At 31.8% G+C, this 16,313-nt stretch carries 17 protein-coding genes and 2 tRNA genes; 10 read left to right on the top strand and 9 right to left on the bottom strand.

What is annotated here, in order from left to right:
* Positions 1-85: 85 nt before the first annotated feature.
* The 3 genes from B0I03_RS03445 to B0I03_RS03435 all read right to left on the bottom strand — a co-directional run bounded on the left by B0I03_RS03445 (position 86) and on the right by B0I03_RS03435 (position 4,283).
* A complete protein-coding gene (locus B0I03_RS03445) occupies positions 86-274 on the bottom strand; it encodes a hypothetical protein (RefSeq protein ID WP_111566074.1) in 189 nt (62 codons plus the stop codon).
* Positions 274-1,791, bottom strand: coding sequence for a 2,3-bisphosphoglycerate-independent phosphoglycerate mutase (gene gpmI, locus B0I03_RS03440; protein WP_111566073.1), 1,518 nt, complete (start codon positions 1,789-1,791; stop codon positions 274-276). The genes B0I03_RS03445 and gpmI overlap by 1 nt, the downstream gene beginning before the upstream one ends.
* Before the next feature lie 83 nt (positions 1,792-1,874).
* A complete protein-coding gene (locus B0I03_RS03435; RefSeq protein WP_111566072.1) occupies positions 1,875-4,283 on the bottom strand; it encodes a DUF5916 domain-containing protein in 2,409 nt (802 codons plus the stop codon).
* Between the two features lie 190 nt (positions 4,284-4,473).
* Here B0I03_RS03435 and B0I03_RS03430 point away from each other — a divergent pair, with 190 nt between their 5' ends.
* Positions 4,474-5,205: a murein L,D-transpeptidase catalytic domain family protein gene (locus B0I03_RS03430; RefSeq protein WP_111566364.1), complete on the top strand. Its 732-nt coding sequence runs from the start codon at positions 4,474-4,476 to the stop codon at positions 5,203-5,205.
* Here the strand turns inward: B0I03_RS03430 and B0I03_RS03425 are convergent.
* Complete coding sequence (locus B0I03_RS03425) at positions 5,194-6,777, bottom strand: L,D-transpeptidase family protein (RefSeq protein WP_111566071.1); 1,584 nt, start codon at positions 6,775-6,777, stop codon at positions 5,194-5,196. The genes B0I03_RS03430 and B0I03_RS03425 overlap by 12 nt on opposite strands.
* A gap of 50 nt (positions 6,778-6,827) precedes the next feature.
* Complete coding sequence (locus B0I03_RS03420; protein WP_111566070.1) at positions 6,828-7,265, bottom strand: GNAT family N-acetyltransferase; 438 nt, start codon at positions 7,263-7,265, stop codon at positions 6,828-6,830.
* A 156-nt stretch (positions 7,266-7,421) separates the two neighbouring features.
* On the opposite strand from B0I03_RS03420, the gene B0I03_RS03415 reads away from it, so the two are divergent.
* Both B0I03_RS03415 and B0I03_RS03410 read left to right on the top strand, forming a co-directional pair.
* Positions 7,422-7,497, top strand: a tRNA-Gly gene (locus B0I03_RS03415).
* 31 nt (positions 7,498-7,528) lie between these two features.
* Positions 7,529-7,604: transfer RNA gene (locus B0I03_RS03410), tRNA-Gly, on the top strand.
* Positions 7,605-7,634: 30 nt separating this feature from the next.
* On the opposite strand, the gene pepE is transcribed toward B0I03_RS03410, so the two are convergent.
* Positions 7,635-8,342: a dipeptidase PepE gene (gene pepE, locus B0I03_RS03405; RefSeq protein ID WP_111566069.1), complete on the bottom strand. Its 708-nt coding sequence runs from the start codon at positions 8,340-8,342 to the stop codon at positions 7,635-7,637.
* Between the two features lie 112 nt (positions 8,343-8,454).
* Here pepE and B0I03_RS03400 point away from each other — a divergent pair, with 112 nt between their 5' ends.
* The 6 genes from B0I03_RS03400 to B0I03_RS03375 all read left to right on the top strand — a co-directional run bounded on the left by B0I03_RS03400 (position 8,455) and on the right by B0I03_RS03375 (position 14,010).
* Positions 8,455-9,231: a carboxypeptidase-like regulatory domain-containing protein gene (locus B0I03_RS03400; RefSeq protein ID WP_111566068.1), complete on the top strand. Its 777-nt coding sequence runs from the start codon at positions 8,455-8,457 to the stop codon at positions 9,229-9,231.
* A complete protein-coding gene (locus tag B0I03_RS03395) occupies positions 9,221-10,057 on the top strand; it encodes a hypothetical protein (RefSeq protein WP_111566067.1) in 837 nt (278 codons plus the stop codon). The genes B0I03_RS03400 and B0I03_RS03395 overlap by 11 nt, the downstream gene beginning before the upstream one ends.
* Positions 10,058-10,073: 16 nt before the next feature.
* Entirely contained in the window at positions 10,074-10,580 is a 507-nt protein-coding gene (locus tag B0I03_RS03390) for a DUF6702 family protein (protein ID WP_146603251.1), read from the top strand.
* Between the two features lie 15 nt (positions 10,581-10,595).
* Complete coding sequence (locus tag B0I03_RS03385) at positions 10,596-12,872, top strand: M1 family metallopeptidase (RefSeq protein ID WP_111566065.1); 2,277 nt, start codon at positions 10,596-10,598, stop codon at positions 12,870-12,872.
* 102 nt (positions 12,873-12,974) lie between these two features.
* Positions 12,975-13,322 carry a Sec-independent protein translocase subunit TatA/TatB gene (locus B0I03_RS03380; protein ID WP_111566064.1) on the top strand — a complete coding sequence of 116 codons (348 nt, stop codon included), beginning with the start codon at positions 12,975-12,977 and terminating at the stop codon, positions 13,320-13,322.
* Position 13,323: 1 nt separating this feature from the next.
* Positions 13,324-14,010: a phosphatase PAP2 family protein gene (locus tag B0I03_RS03375; protein ID WP_111566063.1), complete on the top strand. Its 687-nt coding sequence runs from the start codon at positions 13,324-13,326 to the stop codon at positions 14,008-14,010.
* Here B0I03_RS03375 and B0I03_RS03370 read toward each other — a convergent pair.
* The 3 genes from B0I03_RS03370 to B0I03_RS03360 are packed head-to-tail and all read right to left on the bottom strand — an operon-like array spanning position 13,994 to position 15,251.
* The gene (locus B0I03_RS03370) at positions 13,994-14,635 is read right to left on the bottom strand and encodes an O-methyltransferase (RefSeq protein WP_111566062.1); all 642 of its coding nucleotides are present in this window, start codon (positions 14,633-14,635) and stop codon (positions 13,994-13,996) included. The two genes, B0I03_RS03375 and B0I03_RS03370, sit on opposite strands and share 17 nt — an antisense overlap.
* Before the next feature lies 1 nt (position 14,636).
* Positions 14,637-14,924, bottom strand: coding sequence for a type II toxin-antitoxin system RelE/ParE family toxin (locus B0I03_RS03365; protein WP_111566061.1), 288 nt, complete (start codon positions 14,922-14,924; stop codon positions 14,637-14,639).
* Positions 14,925-15,251, bottom strand: a complete 327-nt coding sequence (locus tag B0I03_RS03360; protein ID WP_111566060.1) for a hypothetical protein — start codon at positions 15,249-15,251, stop codon at positions 14,925-14,927.
* A 12-nt stretch (positions 15,252-15,263) separates the two neighbouring features.
* On the opposite strand from B0I03_RS03360, the gene rlmN reads away from it, so the two are divergent.
* On the top strand, positions 15,264-16,304 hold the full coding sequence (gene rlmN / locus B0I03_RS03355; protein WP_111566059.1) for a 23S rRNA (adenine(2503)-C(2))-methyltransferase RlmN: 1,041 nt from the start codon (positions 15,264-15,266) through the stop codon (positions 16,302-16,304).
* Positions 16,305-16,313: the final 9 nt, after the last annotated feature.

The raw sequence follows: 16,313 nt of genomic DNA, 5'->3' as shown, positions 1-16,313 counted from the left end.
ATAGTAATACTATTGAAATGTAAAAGTTTAACTTTTGTTTTAGAATTGTTCAAAAAAAAATCCCGACGAATCGGGATTAATAATTTTATGTTTTTAGGCCTACTGTTGTGCTTTTACTTTGGCCATTTTTTCCATCTTCTCCATCGGCTCCTTTTTGTTCTGTTCCAGGTTTGCCGTCTTCTCCAGGTTTTCCATCTTCACCATTTGATGCTTTGAAAGTTGCACTACATCCGAAAAAGAATAAACAAATAATTATAAATAAAATACCTTTCATTATAATAGAGATTTACAAGTCATTACTGCTGGTTTTTCAATTCCCATTAAATCTAAAATAGTTGGAGCAATGTCGCCTAAAACACCATTTTGAATATTTTTTAATTCTTTATCAACTAAAATAATTGGCACTGGATTGGTTGTGTGTGCTGTATTTGGTGAACCATCTGGATTAATCATCGTTTCGCAATTTCCGTGATCTGCGATAATAATTGTAGTGTAATTGTTTTCTAAAGCGGTTTCAACCACTTCTTTTACGCAAACATCAACCGCTTCGCATGCTTTTATTGCGGCTTCCATTACGCCTGTGTGTCCAACCATGTCGCCATTGGCAAAGTTTAAACAAACAAAATCAACTTCACCCTTTTTAAGTTCTTCAACTAAAGCATCTTTTAGTTCGAAGGCACTCATTTCGGGTTGTAAATCGTAAGTGGCTACTTTTGGTGAATTTTTCAAAATACGCGTTTCGCCAACGAAAGGGTCTTCTCTTCCGCCAGAAAAGAAAAAGGTTACGTGCGGATACTTCTCGGTTTCGGCAATTCGAATTTGTTTTTTATTGGCTTTTTCTAAAACTTCTCCGAGTGTTTCTGTAATGTTGTCTTTGTCGTAAATTACGTGAACATTTTCGTAAGTTTCATCGTAATTGGTCATCGTAACATAATACAAATTCAGTTTGTGCATATTGAATTCGTGAAAGTCTTTTTGTGATAAAACTTCGGTTAATTCTCTTCCTCTGTCGGTTCTGAAATTGAAGAAAATAACCACATCTTCGTCTTGAATTTTCGCAACAGGGTTGTTGTTTTCATCAACCATCACAATAGGTTGAATGAATTCGTCGGTTACATTATTTGCATAACTTTCGTTAATACTCGAAATGGCATTTTTTGAGTGAGTTCCATCTGCATTTACTACTAAATCATAAGCTAATTTTACTCTTTCCCAACGTTTATCTCTATCCATTGCGTAATATCTTCCAATTACAGAAGCTAATTTTGCATTGGTATTTTGAAGATAATTTTCTAAATCTGAAATATATTTTGCTCCCGATTTCGGATCTACATCACGACCATCGGTAAAGGCATGAACAAACATTTTTTGAACACCACTTCCTTGAGCTGCATCAATTAATCCTCTTAAATGAGAAGTATGAGAATGCACACCACCATCTGAAACTAATCCTAAGAAGTGAATTGCTTTATTGTTCTTTTTGGCATAATCGAAAGCATCTACAAGTGGTTTTTCTTGACTCATGGTTTTGTGTTCTACCGCTAAATTTAGTTTGGCTAAATCTTGGTAAACGATTCTTCCAGCACCAAGGTTCATGTGACCTACTTCAGAGTTTCCCATTTGACCTTCGGGTAAACCTACGTTTAAACCATCAGTTCTTAATTGGGCGTTTGGGTATTTCGTGTATAAACTATCAATAAAAGGAGTGTTGGCGTTGTCTATTGCTGAAACTTTTGGATCGGGCGATTTTCCCCAACCGTCCAATATCATTAAAATTACTTTTTTGTTCATTTTTGTGTGTTTGTACAAAGATAAACAATTGGTAAATTTTTAGATGAAAATCCGACTTAAAATTACGAAAACGATTAAGTGATTTATCCTTTTCGAATCCAGTTTTTGGCTTGGTTGTAATCGATGAAATAACGAACACTAATTGATAAAACATGATTCATATTGTCTTCAAATAAATTGGAAAAGTTGGAACCAAAATCTTTGTTTATTTCTCTATCAAAAGTATTAGCATTATTTCGGTACAAAATAGACATTTGGCTTCCTGGTGCAAACCACCAAGAGTAACTTAAATCTAAATTCCAGGTGCTAAAGTTTGAGTTTCGGTTGCCTGAATAAGTAGTGTTTGGTGATAAACTTCCATCTTCGTTCAAATTATTGATTTTATTGTTTTCTGCCAATGACCAATAATGTCTAACCGATAAATTGAAATTCATTACACTACTAATTGAAAATTTACTGGTTATAGAATTGGTGTAAGTATCTCTATCTCTTCGAGCAAAAATGATGTTAGAGTCTTCAAAATCAATAAAACCAATATCATTTTTTTGTTTGAAATAATTAAAACCATAAACTAACGAAAACTTATCGCTAAAACGATATCTTGGACTAATATTTACTCCAGCTTCGTATCTATTTTCGTTGATTACATGTGTTATAAAAGGCTCAAAATCGATAGCAAATTTGTTGTTGTAATTTGATGAAAAATAAAACCAACCACCAATATTTGTTGGGTTTACAAAAAACCTATCAGCTACACGAGGCTCATAATAATCATAATTTTTAAATGGGTTGAAGTTAATTCCTCCACCAAAAAAATGATTTTTCTTATTTGTAGAATTTAAGTTTACATTGAAATTACTTGATTGAATTTGATTCGTAGGTGTGTAAAATTCAAAGTAAGAATTTAAGTTGATTCTAAAGGTATTGAAGGTTTTGTTTGGATTTAAAATTCGATAGTTGGTGTTTCCTGAAAACGAATAATAATTGGTTCTAAAATTAATTCCTAAATCGTTGATTTCGAAATCTTTTGACATATATTCACTCCCAAAACTATATCTAAATTTTCCATTTGTTTCTGCAAAATATAATGAAGCGTTGTAACCATTTTTATTTTCAACATCATTAATGCTACTCGATTTTAATCCTCCAGAAAGGTTGTATTTATTGGTTTTGTTGTTCAAATCGAATAATAATCCTGTTACGTTTGCATCTCTAAAACTTCCGTTTCTTGTAACATTTGTGTTAATAAAAGTTATCGAAGAATTTTGATTAAATCGCTGGTCAAAAACCATTACATTGTAATTAGTTAAGGGTGCAATTTCTACTTGTCGTGTAGATTCGTCGTCAGAATTTGTAGCGGTTGCCATTGTTTTTTCGGTAATTGCATTTAAAAATCCAATTCCTAATCCATCTTTATCGCGACCTGAAATTTTTAATGCATTTACTAAGTTGATGGCGCCTGGACTTTCTACTGATTCATTTTCGGCAATGTTTAAATTCAAATCAGGGGTTTGTCCAATTCTTCTCGAATATAATAAATTTCCTTTGCTAAATAAGTCGGTTCCTTCGGTAAAAAAGGGACGGTTTTCGTTAAATTGCTGTTCGAATGGACCTAAATTCAAAACCACATTATCAAATTTGGTTTGACCAAAATCGGGAACCAAAATAGCGTCTAAAGTAAAAGCATCGTTGATTCCGTATTTGATGTCTAATCCACCTTTTAATTCGCCTTTGGTTTTTTGAGTCTCACTTCCAGAAAGGTAAAAAGAAGAATAAGGAATTAGAAATAATCGGGTAGGAGTTTTGATGTTTTCTATTCCAGTTAAGATTCCAGCTTGCTGCGAAATGGCTCCAATTTTATTATCAATAGGACTCCAAGTATACTTTTGGCGTTCTCTTCTAACTTCTCTAAAAAAATTAAGTCCCCAAGTTTGTTTGTCTTTTTCAGGAAAACGAAGCGCAGCATAAGGAATTTTCATTTCAACCACATAACCAAAATCGGTAATTTTTGCATTGCTTTCCCAAATGGCGTTCCAAGAACCATCTTCACCTTCTGCAGAAGTAAAGTTGGTGTCGATTTGTCCGTTAGCAGCCGTTACAAAAAATCGAAATTCTTGCTGACCATCGTTATAACCATTTATAAAAATTCCGAAAAAATCAGAAGTGCCGATTTCATCTCGTTCAACAAGTTCTTTTAGGATTTTCTCTGGATTAGGATCGTATAATTTTGCTCCAATATAGATTGCATCATTTGAATACAAGATTTTTACTTCGGTTTTAAATTCTTCTGGAATGGGAGTTCCGTTTTTAGGTTCTAAAGAAACAAAGTCTGTGGCAATTTCTGCATCTTTCCAAGAAGTTTCATTTAACTCGGCATCAATTGAAATGTTTTCAGTTGTTTTCTTAGTAGAAACACTTTTCTTAGTTTGTGAAAACGAAAAAAGAAAACTTGCGATGCAAATAAATATTGTGATACCGAATTTGTTTGTCATGTAATGAATTTTGATTGCAAAAATATTGGATTACATTATATGTCTACTTTTTTTATATAATGTTTAACTTTTGTGCGAATAATCGACGAAAGGTTAAAATTTTCGATAAAATACATAAAAAAGTTTGCAGGTTTAAAAATAATAAATATATTTGGCGCATTACAACAACAATATAACTACAAGATTAACAATGATTTACAGATTTTTACCCCTAATTTTATTTTGCATTTTTTCGTTCAAGCCTTTAAATACAACAGAAAATACTAAGAATGAAGTTAAATCTACTGATCCAAAATTAATTGCTGCAAATGCGAAAGCAACTTTTGAAGCTAAAAGTAAATCATTTTATACAGTTATCGATGCTAATGGGTTTTCTTTACCAACATTTGAAAGTTTTTTAGCGGCTTTTGAAGGATATGAACAATTAAAACAACAAGGTAAAATAGAAAACGAAATTTTAACGATTGTTGATTTTAGCTTGTCATCTTCTCAAGAAAGAATGTGGGTAATTGATATGAAAACACAAAAAGTGATTTTAAAATCGTTAGTTTCTCACGGAAGAAATTCTGGTTCTGAATATGCTACTGATTTTTCAAATGCAAGTGAATCATTTAAAAGTAGTTTAGGTTTTTATGTAACAGGAGAAACGTATACAGGAAAACACGGTCTATCATTACGTTTAGACGGAATGGAATACGGAATAAATGATAATGCTAGAAACAGAGCAGTTGTGGTTCACGGAGCTGATTATGTAAGCAAATCATTTATTAAAAATACTGGAAGATTAGGAAGAAGTCAAGGTTGCCCTGCTGTTCCTTATGAAATTCACAAAGAATTGATTCAAACAATTAAAGGAAAATCTTGTATTTTTATTTATCACCCATCAAGAAACTATGTAGCGAAATCTAAGTTAGTTTCTTAGTTTCTGAAAAAGGACTTTATCGAGTTCATAAATGTCATCTCTAAATTGAAGTTTGTCATTTTCTATCCAACTCGTCCAATAAAACAAATATACATTCACAGTGTCTTTAACGGACACTGTTTTTGTTTTCTCTAATTTTATAATAGAATCAATTTCGTTGTTATCCCATTTGTTAGGATTAGTTTTCGTTAAAATTTGTTTGGTTAAAACTAATGGATTTTCAACTCGTACACATCCTGAACTCAATGAACGATAGGTTTTTACAAAATAATCACGATGATTTGTATCATGTAAATAAACAGAATGACGATTGGCAAAATTAAACTTAACCAAGCCTAAAGAATTATTGTAACCTGGTTTTTGTACGTATTTGTAATTGTTAGCTCTTGCAGGATTCCATTCATACGGACTTACTTCTTTTCCTTGACTGTTGTATATTGTTAATCTTCGCGAAGGAAAATAATTTCGGTTTCTAGATGCCTCTGGAGTTAAATCTTCTTTAATAATTGTAGGAGGAATGGTCCATGTTGGATTGAAAACAAAATTAGATAACTTCGAACTTAAAATAGGCGTTTTTCTTTTTGGAGTTCCTACCACAATTTTGTGCGAAGCTACTGTATCATTATCAATCACATAATGCAACATGTAATCTGGAATGTTTGCTATTAAGTATTGTTTTCCTAAATCAGAAGGATACCATTTCCAACGTTCTAAATTGGTAAATATTTGTTCAATTCGTTCGTTTTTTGTTGTGTTTAACGCTCTAAGTGTTCCAATTCCGATAACGCCGTCAGGAGCCAAACCATGACGTGCTTGAAAGCGTTTTACCGCTTTAAGGGTTAAAGTGTCGTAAGCCCAAGTAATGATGCTGTCTTTGTTTTTATAATCTTTCCAATAGGCTAAACGTTTTTTGATTTTTACCATTTCGGGTAAAGTGTCGTTTACAACAATTTTATTTTTTGTACTTATTTTTTCAAAAGTAACATTTGGAAATTTATCAATTTCAACTAAGCTCTTTTTAAGTAATTGATAGACAATGTGATTTGGTTTTAAATCTTTAAAAGTTGAAGCAATAATTTTCTCTTTAATTCCTTTTTCTAATAATGAGGAAAGTGCGATTTCTTTTGGTTTTAAATCCCAATCGGTATATAATTCTTTCGGGTTTAATTTGCCTTTATGTAAATGATTCGCAAGTTTTTCAAAGGTTTCGGTAAGTAGAATGTCATATTTTACAATGTCTTCATCGTTTAATTTCGCTCTTTTGCTTTCTAAATCTTCAATAATATTAATTTCATAATCGTTTGGATTTAATCCATCTTCGTAACAAAATTTAATTTCATTGATTAAATCTCTTCGGTTTTCATCTAGATACCAAATTTCGTGAAAGTTCATTTTTTGATAGTACAATTTCAAACTATCTGATTTTTCCGAAAGCAAATCAGGATGAACAGGTCTAATAATTACATTTAAAACGGTATCTTTAATAATACTGTTGTCAAATGCAATAGGCAACGGTTCCTTTTTACAAGAAATGACAGAGAGAATAAGAAGTAGAAAAGTAATTTTTTTCATAGAGAGCAACAATTGTGATATAAATATAAGAAGAATTATTGAAAATCTTCTTAGTGTATTTTCTTGTACATCGCAAAATGAATGCCAACATCGGAAATTAAAAAAGAATCGCCAATAATTTTATAGTCTAATTTTTCGTAAAACGGAACCGCATTTTCTCTTGCGTTGAACCAAATTAAATCTGTGTTCAGATTAATGCAATGATTTTCAGCTTCTTTTACTAATTCGGCTCCAAATCCTTTACCTTGAAATTCTTCTAAAACCGCCATTCCTCTAATTTGAAATTGATTTAATTCTGAAAATAAATTATTGTTTTCTTTAAAAACGGAGATGATTCCAACGAGTTTATCTTCTAAAAACAATCCAAAATGAGTCGTATTTTCATCATCATCGCCTTTAAACTGGCAAGTTTCAATAGGTTTTCCGTTTCTTAAAACTTCATGTCGCACAGGATATGTTTCAACCGAACTGATTTTTTTTATTGTCATAATTATATAACTCGTTAAAAGTTAATATTTTAGAGAAAAGCGTTAATTTCAGTGTAAAGTTAGTACAATAGCTCTGAAAAAAATATTTAAAAAAATTTGCAATTACCAAAACTTTTAAAGTATATTTGCACCCACAAAAGTTAACGCTTTTGTTATGCGGAAGTAGCTCAGTTGGTAGAGCTCCAGCCTTCCAAGCTGGTTGTCGCGAGTTCGAGCCTCGTCTTCCGCTCCAAAACAAGATAAAGTTTTAAAAATTATCACCTGCGGAAGTAGCTCAGTTGGTAGAGCTCCAGCCTTCCAAGCTGGTTGTCGCGAGTTCGAGCCTCGTCTTCCGCTCCACAAAAAAGCCTTGCATTTGCAAGGCTTTTTTTATTTCAAATCTTTTAGTTCGGTTTCTGGGGTTACTTCAATAGGAGTTTCATTTCTTTTGAAAATTCGAGCGGTTAACGTTCCCTTTAGTTTTACAGAATCGCCTTTTACAGCTAGCCAACTTCCTTCTCTCAATCCTACAACAGATTGCGGATTAAAATGATGAAATTCATTAATTCTGGTTTCGCGCGTTTCTCCCATGTGTGTTGAACCTTCAATAGGATCTAAGTAATGCGGATTTATATTAAATGAAACAAATCCTAAAGTTCTAAAACTTGGAGGATACATAATTGGCATATCGTTCGTCGTACTCATTGTTAAACCACAAATATTACTTCCAGCGCTTGTTCCTAAGTAAGGTGTTCCGTTTTTGACTACTCTTTCTAATGTATCAATTACATTGTTTTTGTATAATTGACTTACTAATAAAAAAGTATTTCCTCCGCCAGTAAAAATTCCTTCAGCCTTTTCAACTGCTTCAGTTGGATTTTCAAATTCATGAATTCCTTTTACTTTGATGTTAATTTTTGTAAAAGCTTCACCAACTTTTTTAGTGTAATCATCATGTGAAATTCCGCTAGGTCTTGCGTATGGAATAAAAAGTAACTCTTTTACGTTGGAAAAGAACAATTGCAATTCAGGTAATAAATAGTCTAAATATTCGCCTCCATGTAAAGTAGAAGTGCTGGCAATAATTATATTTTTCATCGATTATTTTTTTACAAAGCTACCAAATTTGTCTTAACATAAGTTTATCATCTTGTTAGGATTTCATTTTAAAAGTTTCCACTTAAATTTACAAATCATATAAATAAACTTTATGGCAAAACGATTACTTCTGCTTTTTATTTTTTTTCCTTTAGTCGTTTTGTCACAAAATGATTCTATTATTAATGGAAAAATAGTTTCAGAATCTTCTTTGTTGGAAGGAATTCACGTTATTAATTTGTCTAAACGAAATGGAGTAGTAACTGACTCAAGAGGCTATTTTCAAATAAAAGCAAAAGTTTCAGATACGCTTCAATTTAGTGCTGTAAATTTAAAAGCTACACGATATGTTATAAAACAAACTGATTTCCCAAATGATTTATTATTAATTAAAATGGAATCGCTTATAACAGAATTAGAGGAAGTAGCCATTATCAATTACAAAAACATCAATGCTGTTGCGCTAGGGATTGTTCCAGCCAATCAAAAAACATACACGCCAGCCGAACGTAAGCTTGCTGCGGCAGAAGAATTTAAATGGTATAGTCCTTTGTTAATTCCGTTAGGAGGAATGAGTGTTGACGGTTTGATTAATTCCATAAGCGGAAGAACCGCTATTTTGAAAAAAGAAGTGATAGTGGAGAGAAAAGAAATGCTACAAGCTAAAACTTCAGATTATTTTGAAAGAAAGTATTTCGTGGAAACATTAAAAATTCCTGATGAATATGTTGATGGTTTTCTGTTTTACATTGTTGAAAATGAAAAATTTGCAAGATCAATGAAGGATAAAAATAAAACGATGGCTACTTTTGTTCTTTCAGAATTAGCAGTTGAATATTTAAAATTAAAAGAGCTAGAAATTTCAAATAAGACTTCAAATGAAAAATAATTACGTACTTTTTATTTTCTTTTTTTTTATTTTCCAATTTGGAACAGCACAACATGTAGAAAGAAAAGTTTTGAAAGGAAGAATTGTAGCGGATTCAATAGAAGTTGAAAATTTAACGGTTTTTAATATTACTTCAAATGTAGGAGCGGTTACTAATTTAGATGGGAAATTTTCAATTAAAGCAAGAGCCACAGATACGCTTTTTATTCAAGGACTTTCATACGATTCTAAAAAATATATTTTAACCGATAAGGATTTTTGGTTAGAAGAGCTTGAAATTAGATTACAAGTAAGAGTTACCGAGTTAAATGAAGTAGAAATTACGCCCTACACACTTACTGGAATAATAGAAGAAGATATAAAACGAATTCAAGTTTATGGTGATGGTTTTGCTAAAATTGATGCTAAAAAAGTCATGTACTATGAAGATGATGTTCGGATAGGAACTCCTGTAAATACGGCAATGCCAAGTCAGTTGGCGCCAAATGGTTCAAATTTTAATTTTCTAGCAATTGGAGCAGGAATTGTGAGTTTATTTGCAAAAGATAGAAATTCTAAAAAGCATTCGGAGCGTGTTTTTGAAGAACGAAGAGAACGCGATATTCAATCTAAATCTTTTTCCGACCACATGTTTGAGCGTTTTTCACATAATTTTTTCGTAGAAACCTTAAAAATTAAACATAAAGATATTCCATTGTTTTTGCAATATGCCGAAATGCCAATTAAAGATTTGTCCTTGTTTTTAAAATCGGAATACGAATTGCAACTTATTCAGTATTTAACTTTAAAAGCAAAAGAATTCAAATCAGAAAATCAAAAAGAATAATTGCTATTTTTACCAAATGAAAAAGAATTTATTTCGATTTGTTTTGCCAATCTTTATGATTGTAATGATGAGCTCATTTGCTTGGCATAAATTTTATGTGTCTGTAACTCAAATTGATTTTGTCCCAAACAAAAAAAGAGTAGAAATTACTTCCCGAATTTTTATTGACGACCTAGAAAAAGCATTGGAAAAAAGATTTAAAAAGAAATTTTACTTAACATCTTCAAGAGAAATTGAAAATGCAGATGCTCTAATTCAGGAATATTTGAAAGAAAAAATTAAAATTTCTATCAATAAAAAATCGCAAAACATTGAATATTTAGCTCGAGAAGTAGAAGGTGATGTGTTAATTTTTTACACTAAAATTGCCGTTTCAAAAAAAATAAATACCTTCGAAATCTTTAATTCGTTACTAACCGATATTTATAAGGAGCAACAGAATATAGTTCATGTGAATGTTAATAGTAACAAAAACAGCTTTTTGTTTACTAATAGTGATACCAATCAAAAAATAGACTATTAAAAAGAATTCAATTATATGAAAAAGTCAATTGTATTTAGTGCTTTTCTAACGTTAGTTATATCTTTTGGAGCTATAGCTCAGGATGTAAAAACAGAAGAAAAAAAGCGAGAGCTTGGACATTATAACGAGAATAAGTTTCGTCAAATGTATGATGAAATGGCAACTCCAAATATGTTTAGAACAGCTTCTGGAGCTCCAGGACCAGCATATTATCAGCAAAAAGCAGATTATAAAATGAATCTGGAGTTAGATGATAAAAACAAGAAATTATATGGTTCTGAAACAATAACCTACTACAATAACGCACCTGAAGCTTTAGAGTATTTATGGGTACAATTAGAGCAAAACATAGAAAGACCCGATTCTAAAACGCCTTTAGTAGAAAGTCAAAACATGGACAAAGCCATTTCTACAAGTGGTTTTGCAAAGAAATACATGGATAAACCTTTTGATGGTGGATTTAATATTGAATATGTTAAAGATGCTAAAGGGAATTCGATGAAATATACCATCAATCAAACCATGATGCGTATTGATTTGCCTAAGCCTTTGAAAAATGGTGAGAAGATTTCGTTCTCAATCAAATGGTGGTATAATATTGTGAATTACATGGAAGGAGCTAATAACGGTCGTTCTGGTTATGAGCAGTTTCCAGATGGAAATCGTTTGTATGTGATGGCTCAGTTTTTTCCAAGAATGGCAGTTTATAATGATGTTGAAGGATGGCAAAACATGCAGTTTTGGGGAAGAGGAGAATTTGCTTTAGTTTTTGGAGATTACGAAGTAAATATTACAGTTCCTGCTGACCATGTTATGGAAGCAACAGGAGTTTTACAAAATAGAAGCGAAGTTTTTACCCCAGAACAAGTAAAAAGATGGGAATTAGCAGAAAAAACATTCGATAAGCCTGTTATTATTGTAACACAAGACGAAGCTATTGCTGCTGAAAAAAGTTTTTCAGACAAAAAGAAAACATGGAAGTTTAAAGCGCAAAATGTTCGTGACTTCGGTTTTTCTACATCAAGAAAATTCATAATTGACGCTATGGCAGTTGATTTACCAACAAACAAGCCTTTAGCAATTTCGATTTATCCAAAAGAAGCTAATCCACTTTGGGGAGATTTATCTACAAAAGCGGTAGCTCATACTTTAAAAACCTATTCACATTTTACATTTGATTATCCTTATCCAAAAGCCGTTTCAGTTTCAGCAGAAGATCAAGGAATGGAATATCCAATGATTTGTTGGAACTACGGTCGTCCTGATGAAAAAGGATTTGTAAGTGATAGAATTAAATATGGAATGTTAGGAGTTATCATCCACGAAGTTGGACACAACTTCTTCCCAATGATTGTAAATTCAGACGAAAGACAATGGTCTTGGATGGATGAAGGTTTAAATACATTCTTAGAATACTTAACGGAAACTTCTTTCGATCCAAATTTTCCAGCAACAAGAGGTCCAGCCAAAAATATTGTGCCTTACATGAAAGGAAATCAAAAATATTTAGAACCTATCATGTCAAACTCTGAAAATATCTACCAATTTGGAGCTAATGCATACGGAAAGCCAGCTACAGGTTTAAATATTTTAAGAGAAACCATCATGGGAAGAGAGTTATTTGACCATGCTTTCAAAACCTATGCAAACCGTTGGAAATTCAAACACCCAACACCAGAAGATTTCTTCAGAACTATGGAAGATGCTTCGGCTGTAGATTTAGATTGGTTTTGGAGAGGTTGGTTCTATTCAACAGATTATACAGATATTGGAGTAAAATCGGTTAAGCAGTATTTTGTTTCTACAGAAGCTTCTAAAGAAACACAAGCGATGTTCAATAGAAGAGGAAGAAAAATTAGCGATGGTGAGCCAATGTTGTACTTAGTTGCAGAAGATGCTCCAGATTTTAAACCTGAATTGAAAAAAGGATTTGATGCTAAAAATGTGCAAGCGCTTGCAGATTATTTAGATAAAAATTACACTGCGGAAGAAAAAAATGCGTTAAAATCGCCTAAATATTTCTACGAAGTAGAGTTTGAAAAACCAGGAGGATTAATCATGCCAATTATCGTTGAACTTCAATTTGAAGATGGAACAAGTGAAACTCAAAAATTCCCTGCTCAAATTTGGAGAAAGAACAATGATACCGCTAAGAGAGTTTTCGCAACAGAGAAAAAAGTGGTAAAAATTCAATTAGATCCAAAATTAGAAACAGCTGATATTGATGTTGAAAATAACTATTGGCCTAAAGGAGGAACAGAATCAAAATTTGATACTTTAGAAAAGAAATAAGAATTAAGACTATCTTTGGATAGTCTTTTTTTTGATTACTTTAAGATAATTTAGGGGTAAAACTTTGTAACTTTGCGAAGTTAATTTTCAAAACAATACGTTATGTTTGGAATAGGAGGAGGCGAATTATTTTTCATCATTTTAGTTGTTTTAATGTTATTTGGGTCAGATAAGATTCCAGATATTGCTCGTGCTTTAGGTAAAGGTATGGCGCAATTAAAAAATGCCACAAATGAGATTAAAAGTGAAATTCAGAAAGGAACTCAAGATGCTGGTTTAGATATGAATACTTTAACGGGTGGTGTTTCTGAAGAAATAGCAAAAGCTAAAGAAGGAATTACAAAAATGGTAAATCCTATGGAAAACATTAATTTAGACGTTCAAAATCCGATTGAAAAAGTAAAAGAAGATATTGAAAGTATTACCGGACCTGTAAAAAGACAATTGTAATTTGGAGCAGTTAATTAACTTAGATAAAGAATTATTCCTTTTTTTAAACGGATTAGGCTCTGAACCATTTGATGGTTTTTGGATGATTATCACAAAACAAATTTATTGGATCCCTTTTTTTATTGCAGTTTTTTATCTTGTAATTAAAAAAGAAGGTTTTAATGTTAGTTTCTGGAGATATTTTTTATCTGCTCTTTTCTTACCTATTGGAATATTTATAGTTTTATTTTTTTACCGTTCCTATTATAATGATGAAATATTTCTAAAAAAAGCTAAAAATGTATTTATCATCATTCTTTTCTTGGCTGCTTTAATTACGTTTACAGACCAAATTACCAATCTATTCAAATATTCTTTCGAACGTTTACGACCATGTAATGATTTGGAAGTTAATCAAATAGCTCGAATAGTAGAAAAGAGAAGCTCATTCAGCTTTTTCTCAGGACACGCTTCTAATTCTTTCGCAACAACAACTTTTGTTGTATTAATTCTTCGTAAATATTACAAACATACTTATTTGTTGTTTTTGTTTCCACTAATTTTTGCTTTTAGCAGAATTTACTTAGGATTGCATTTTCCGGGAGATATTCTTACGGGTTATGTATTTGGAGCAATTTTCGGATTTGGATGTTATAAATTGTATTTGTTCTTTGGTAAAAAATACAATTTCATTACAAAACACGACTAACCGTCAAACCATCACGAATAGGCAATAAAACCGTTTCTACTCTTGGGTCAGTATTCAATAGTTGATTGTATTCTAATAAAACGGGTGTGCTTTTATCATTTGTTTTAACTTCTTCCAGTACTTTTCCGCTCCACAAAACATTGTCTGATAGGATAATTCCGCCTTTGTTCATCATGGGAACGATTAAGTGAAAGTAATTTACATAATTTTCTTTATCAGCATCAATAAAAACCAAATCAAATTTTTTATTTAAAGTTGGGATAATATCAACCGCATCACCTAAATGTTGAAAAATTTGGTCTTTCCAAGGCGAAGCGTCAAAATATTTTCTTTGAAAATCCACTAATTCTTCTTCAATATCAATCGTATCTAAAGTTCCGTTTTCAGCTAATCCTTCTGCTAAACATAACGCAGCATAACCCGTATACGTTCCAATTTCCAAAATATGTTTCGGGCGAATGATTTTTGAAAGCATACTCAAAACTCTACCTTGAAAATGACCACTTAACATTCGTGGTTGCATGATTTTTTGATAGGTTTCTTTGTTTAATTTCGCTAATAATTCAGGTTCCGCTTGGGAATGATTGGCAACGTAATCTTCTAAATCTTCTGATATAAAATGCATTTTATAAACTTTTTATTGGGTCTTGAAATGTATTAAAAATTCTAATTATGAATATTTCAGAATCTTTTATATGGTAAAGAATTTTATAATTTCTAACAATAATTCTTCTACAATCCTTTCGAAATTCATCTATTTGAAATTGTTCTACAAAAGTAATCGAATTAGGAGCTTGATAAATCTCGTCAACGATTTTATTTGCAGTTTCAATAGAAATTTTGTTTGTGAGATAATGATGTATGTTTGAAATATCTTCGAAAGATTTTGAAGTCCAAATAACCGAAAACATCATTTATTGCTTTTTTAATTGCTGAATTTTTGAGGCCATTTCGTCATTAGAAAAAGTTTTATTGTTTTTAATGTCTTCAAAACCTTCTTCAACTTTTAAATGGTATTCTTCTAAATTTAAGGCATATCCTTTCGAATCAAAAGCAATAGTTTCTTTCGAATATTCATTTAAAACCGAATCTACAATGCGAAGCACACGCTCATCGGCATTTTCAAGTTTTAATTTGATAATTTCTTTTAATTCAGGAATTCCCATAAAATTCTTTTTAACAAAAATACAAAAAGAATTCATCCAATTTTCTAATTTCTGAATTCTAATTTCTAAAATCATTACTTTTGCATCATGCAAATCGAGAAAAAAGACATACGAGCACTAACTAAAGAACAATTGCGTAACTTTTTTGTTTCTAACGGAGACAAAGCGTTTCGTGGCAATCAAGTTTACGAATGGTTATGGCAAAAACGCGCGCATACTTTTGAAGACATGACTAATGTGTCTAAAGAAACACGCGCTATGTTAGAAGCTAACTTTGTAATCAATCACATCAAGGTCGATACTTTACAACGTAGTGAAGATGGAACTGTTAAGAATGCCGTTCGTTTGCACGATGACTTAATCGTAGAATCGGTTTTGATTCCTACTGAAACTCGAACTACAGCTTGTGTTTCTTCGCAGGTAGGTTGTAGTTTAGATTGTAATTTTTGTGCTACAGCTCGATTAAAACGCATGAGAAACTTGGAACCAGGAGAAATCTATGACCAAGTTGCCGCAATTGATAACGAAAGTCGTTTATATTACGACCGACCTTTATCAAACATCGTTTTTATGGGAATGGGTGAGCCTTTGATGAATTATCCAAACGTAATGAAAGCGATTGACATGATTACTTCGAATGAAGGTTTGGGAATGTCACCAAAACGCATCACAGTTTCCACTTCTGGAATTCCAAAAATGATTAAAAAAATGGCAGATGATGAGGTGAAATTCAAACTAGCAGTTTCTTTACATTCAGCTGTTGAAGAAATTCGAAACGAAATCATGCCATTTACGAAGAATTTTCCTTTAACCGACTTGCGTGAAAGTTTGGAATATTGGTACAGAAAAACCAAAAGTAAAATTACTTACGAATACGTGGTTTGGAAAGGAATCAACGACGATAAAAGATCGATTGATGCTTTGGTGAAATTCTGTAAATATGTCCCTTGTAAAGTAAATTTGATTGAATACAATCCCATTGATGATGGCATGTTTCAACAAGCTTCGGAAGAAGCTACAAATGCTTACATAATGGCTTTAGAAAAAAATAATATCGTGGCTAAAGTAAGAAGAAGTCGCGGTAAAGATATTGATGCCGCTTGTGGTCAATTAGCTAATAAATCTTAATTTATTCAA

The sequence above is a fragment of the Flavobacterium aquaticum genome, from assembly GCF_003259835.1.
GTDB lineage: Bacteria > Bacteroidota > Bacteroidia > Flavobacteriales > Flavobacteriaceae > Flavobacterium > Flavobacterium aquaticum.
The sequence above is the reverse complement of the archived record's forward strand: the minus strand, read 5'-3'. Positions and strand labels throughout refer to the sequence as shown.